Source organism: Moorena sp. SIO4A5 (assembly GCF_010672005.1).
Classification (GTDB): domain Bacteria; phylum Cyanobacteriota; class Cyanobacteriia; order Cyanobacteriales; family Coleofasciculaceae; genus Moorena.
Genome location: NZ_JAAHHZ010000407.1, coordinates 1 through 4,298 on the forward strand (window position 1 = coordinate 1; position 4,298 = coordinate 4,298).

Genomic DNA, 4,298 nt, shown 5'->3' on the forward strand with positions numbered 1-4,298 from the left:
TCTGTTGATATAGTAACGGTGCAGAAGTTGGCGGGTCATGGGTCGCCGGTGACGACTGCTAAATATGACAGGCGCGGGGAGGAGGCGAAGCGGAGAGCGGTGCAGAATTTGGGATTTTAGGGGCGATCGCCCTATTGTAAGGTAATGGGGGTGCGGTTGAGTGAGAACGGAATGCAGCGGGTTTATTTTGCACTGTTGCCTGTGATCATTGGGCATCGGGTAAATGTAACGGCTCGCAAACAGTAAGCTATAAACTCATTATTTGCGAGCCGCTACATTTAACGTTGCTGAATGGAGTAAGGAAGGCTGAGGTCACCAGAACGAACACTATAGACTTGATAAACACCAAGTAACGGTCTTTCTGAATCAGAAGTATTAACTTCCATGTAGGCAGTTACGCCATCAAATTTAAACTTGATGTTGTGATTAACTCTTTCAGCAGGGACTAAAATCTTGAGGGAATTGTTTTTGGAAACAACACAAAACCCTGGAGAATCCATATACATTTGCATGCCTGGGTTAGTAGGCGGAAGGACTACGCTGTCATCTTCTTTCTCAAACTCTTTTACGGACAAACCACCTGGAACTCGTTCATCTGGAGTTAAGACAACCCAGTGAGTGTGAAAAATCTTACCATCATCACCATAGTTATTATTGTTATCCTCATCCCACAAGGGAGTATCATCGAAATCGGGATGGGAAGTAGCTGCTAAAGCCACAATCCCCTCTGTAGAGTTAAAACCCACATCTTCTGGTTTAAGAGTAGTCGGAAATACATAACCCATAACCGGAGCCGTATCTAGTTGACCAGCAGCATTGGGGAGTGTGTTACCAATAGTGCCTTTTACTTGTTCTTCAAATACTAATAAGTCTAAATCAGACAGATAGGTAACATTAGCTTGGCGAAGTTCTAAATCGGGACTTACAGGAAGAGAGTTAACGGAATTGATTGGTTGTTGAGCGAAAACTGCTAAACAAACAGCAAGACTTGAGATCGCGAAAGCTAAACTAGCCAATTTGATAAAACGTTTCATAAAGCAATCAGAAAAGAGCTACCTAAGTATGATTTGAAGATTCATCAAGCCGCCGATGCGGCTTTTCAGTATTTACAAATACTGGAAAGATGCATTCCCTGTTCCCCGTTCCCCGTTCCCCTTTCCCTATTACCTATAACTTGTAACTATACCAGCGGAAACTGATATATGCAGGTTGACGAGGTTTCAAGATCCATATCTAGTTTTTACTAGTTTTTATAAGCCTACATATAGGGGCAGAACTAGCAAAAGTGTCATCAAGGGCAATCTAGATAATTTTGCCGCTTTCAGTCTTTGGGACTGTCTGGGCACGAGTCGCTATAAAATTGCTAAAAGCTTTACTGAATGATACTTTTAGCGTTTTTAGCTTCTCCGCGATCGCCTCAGTTTTGCTACTGGTAGCCGAAGGCTGCCATATTTGGGGGGAACTCCCCCAACTTCCGATGGGTTAAACCCTTACATAGCAAGCGTTGCCAGCGTTTATTGCCCCTGATGACAGCTTCGCTAGATCTACGCCATATAGTAAACAGGATTAGTTCCTAGGTAAAAATTAAAGAGCAATTTCGGAGCGCAATTATTTTAGATCGCTGATAGATGCTCCGAAATTGATATGGAAGGGTGTTGCCCCAATAACTAAAGCTGGAACGGATTTTACTCCCGCCTTTTCTGCTTCAGCAATGCGTGATTTGTCATTGCCGAGATGCACGACTTCCACTTCATATTTCGACGGATCGAGACTTTCCGCGAACTGCTCTTCTGCTGTAACACATACTGGGCATCCTGCGTGATAAAATACTGCTTTGGTCGTCATGATTAATTCTCCTGAAATTGTATACTTTTGCTAGTCCTAAACAGATTTATTTTTACATATATTTAGGACTCCTCACTATAATAACGTTTTTTCCGCTCTCGTCAACCGATAAAACCAGATTTTGTATAAAGTTTTATTAAGAAATCCCCTCCGAAAACTGGGTTGAACAAGACCTCCCGCGATTAGGCTTGACTATCTGACGGGGTGACAAGCAGCATTGTTAGCCTTACTGGGTGTGGGGTGTGGGCAAAGGGCGAACGGGTGATTGGAAAAATCGAGGTGCGGGTAGCACGTTGGTAGCGATCGCGCTCGTTATCGCCCATGGGACTATTGGAAATAGCTGATGGACTGGCAGTTAAACCAGCAACAGCAAACAATGCAGTAGCAGTAGTTGTGAAAAAGGGCTTAGTTAAAAAAGGTTTTGCGCCAGATGATAGACGGGCGATTGCCCCCTGACAGCAAAAGGACAGCAGGAAGCAGATAATGCAGCTAGTTGGCTCGACTGCTAGCTGCTGTAGATGAGCTTTCAGAGGAGGAAACTGATGTCTTCTTCCGTGGCTTGATTAAGATGGTGCGAGTACTCCAAGAACGATGACAGATTCCTGTTTTCAAGATGTGCGTTACCTGCCGCTTGTTTCGACCTAATATTTACTCAGACTCTGATCGCCCTCATCACTGTGCTTTAGTAGATGCCCCCTTTGGGGATCGCCACCTCCGGCTTGAATGCCCAGAGCATTTTGCCACCTCCCCGGAGGCGTGCACCGAGCAATGGCAATCATTCTCCTCCGGCAGAATTCAAGGCAACACCTCGTAACCCTTTTTGTAGGAGTTGATCGGATAGATGGGGAAATAAGTTATTACCTGTTGTCTCTTCCAAAAGTGCCTTTTTGATCGATCTTGGCATCTTAACCTTTACTTCGATTTCCATAAGGTCCACTTCCATCAATTGATTCTGGATAGCTTCTACTTGTTTGAGCCATGTTTGCCAAAATAAAGTAGCTTGAAACTCTAATTTTTGGGCAAACATAGCCGTGTCTTTGCGCAATTCGGCAACACTGAGATCGGGAGTTGAACTAATTTCGTAGGCGTGACCAACAAACCAATGCTCTAGTCCTGCAGCAGTTACTTCTGGGTGAAACTGTAAAGCCAAACCACATTCACCCCAGCTAAAGGCTTGGTTCTTGTACTTTGAACTAGAGGCTAGATGAGTAGCACCATCAGGAAGGTCAAAAGTATCGCCATGCCAGTGTAGGACTGCAGTATGTTCTTTGGCTAAATAGTTCAAAGGTGACTTTTGACCTGCATAGCTAAGCTCTATGGGTGCCCAGCCAATTTCTTTTACACCACCGGGGTAAACCCTTGCCCCCAGTGCCCTTGCCATCAGTTGAGCCCCCAAGCATATACCTATGGTGGGTAAATTAGCTGCTAAACGCTGCTCCAGTATGTGAAGTTCGTCTGTTAGAAAAGGATAATCCCATTCGTCGTAGGCTCCAATAGGCCCACCTAAAATTATTACCAAGTCTGGATAGAGAAAATCTATCCTATCTAGATAAACAGAAGCAGCCTTGATATAGGTGACATGATAACCCTGTTGATCGAGAGCCTTATGTAAACTGCCTAGATCTTCAAAGGGAACGTGTGTGATGGCGATCGCATTTTTAGTCATAACTTTTACTCAATTGATGGTATTTTGCTGAAATTTCAGCTAACTGTAGTAGTTCCAGAGGAAAGTGTCAGAACCAAATTCATCGTTGTTGGCTTAGTTAGATCTGAATTTCAGTCCTGACCTGCATCTTCAGTTAAGAAGATTTGCCTGGGCGAAGCTATCGAGCCCGCGCTGGGAGTCTAAAATGCCCAACTCTTTGGCGAGCTTAGTAACCCCGTTATAATCTATGCGCATCAGGTTAACCTCGTTGTCTCTTGCGCAATCACCAATGACCTCTTTAGTATGTGGAAAGCCGATCTGAGCCAACATTGCTTCCCATACACCAAGCTCGATATTGGCAAACCAGTTAACTGGCTTGGGCAGCATTTCCATGAAGAATTCCTTCTGTTGTTTAGTCAGCTTGCTGTAAACCAACTTAGCCAAATTCTTAAAGATAGGGCTATGAGCCATCTCGTCACGGCGATGCATATCAACTGTCAATCTGTTGAATGGCTGAATTGTGCTATCCTCTGCTAAAAGCTTGAGATAGTCACTGATGAAAACTTCGGAGACGATCGCCGTTACCAACTGAACGATAATTTTTTGCCAATCTTCCGACCAGCGGTCTTGTTCCTGACGCATCTTAATCACAAGATTGAAGTCCGGCAACTTCAGCGACTCTAACCCCTTTGCTTCCGGGTAATGGAGCAAGCGTTGTTTACTAGTAAGACGTGGAAAGCTTCATCCGTAAGTGTCTCGATCGCAATCTTCTGACTGACTTCATCTTCTGTTCCCGGTACATTTTTAT

5 protein-coding genes and 1 pseudogene are annotated in these 4,298 nt (G+C 44.3%); 1 reads left to right on the forward strand and 5 read right to left on the reverse strand.

Translation table 11 applies throughout. The annotated features are described in order from the left end of the window. A pseudogene (locus tag F6K57_RS37960) lies at positions 1–120 on the forward strand (integrase); the annotation flags it as partial. A 158-nt stretch (positions 121–278) separates the two neighbouring features. On the opposite strand, the gene F6K57_RS37965 reads toward F6K57_RS37960, so the two are convergent. From F6K57_RS37965 to F6K57_RS37985, 5 genes are all read right to left on the reverse strand, one after another. Beyond that, positions 279–1,034, reverse strand: a complete 756-nt coding sequence (locus F6K57_RS37965; RefSeq protein ID WP_075906758.1) for a hypothetical protein — start codon at positions 1,032–1,034, stop codon at positions 279–281. A gap of 574 nt (positions 1,035–1,608) precedes the next feature. Then, positions 1,609–1,845: a thioredoxin family protein gene (locus F6K57_RS37970; protein ID WP_075906760.1), complete on the reverse strand. Its 237-nt coding sequence runs from the start codon at positions 1,843–1,845 to the stop codon at positions 1,609–1,611. Between the two features lie 182 nt (positions 1,846–2,027). Then, the gene (locus tag F6K57_RS37975; protein WP_198954371.1) at positions 2,028–2,168 is read right to left on the reverse strand and encodes a hypothetical protein; all 141 of its coding nucleotides are present in this window, start codon (positions 2,166–2,168) and stop codon (positions 2,028–2,030) included. A 452-nt stretch (positions 2,169–2,620) separates the two neighbouring features. Continuing rightward, positions 2,621–3,511: a glutamine amidotransferase gene (locus tag F6K57_RS37980; RefSeq protein WP_293073625.1), complete on the reverse strand. Its 891-nt coding sequence runs from the start codon at positions 3,509–3,511 to the stop codon at positions 2,621–2,623. A 129-nt stretch (positions 3,512–3,640) separates the two neighbouring features. Then, positions 3,641–4,201, reverse strand: a complete 561-nt coding sequence (locus F6K57_RS37985; RefSeq protein WP_364305814.1) for a diiron oxygenase — start codon at positions 4,199–4,201, stop codon at positions 3,641–3,643. Between the last annotated feature and the right edge of the window lie 97 nt (positions 4,202–4,298).

Coding starts and splice junctions, on each gene's coding strand:
- F6K57_RS37965 (WP_075906758.1), bottom strand. CDS start 1,034: ATGAAACGTTTTATCAAATTGGCTAGTTTAGCTTTCGCGATCTCAAGT.
- F6K57_RS37970 (WP_075906760.1), bottom strand. CDS start 1,845: ATGACGACCAAAGCAGTATTTTATCACGCAGGATGCCCAGTATGTGTT.
- F6K57_RS37975 (WP_198954371.1), bottom strand. CDS start 2,168: ATGGGCGATAACGAGCGCGATCGCTACCAACGTGCTACCCGCACCTCG.
- F6K57_RS37980 (WP_293073625.1), bottom strand. CDS start 3,511: ATGACTAAAAATGCGATCGCCATCACACACGTTCCCTTTGAAGATCTA.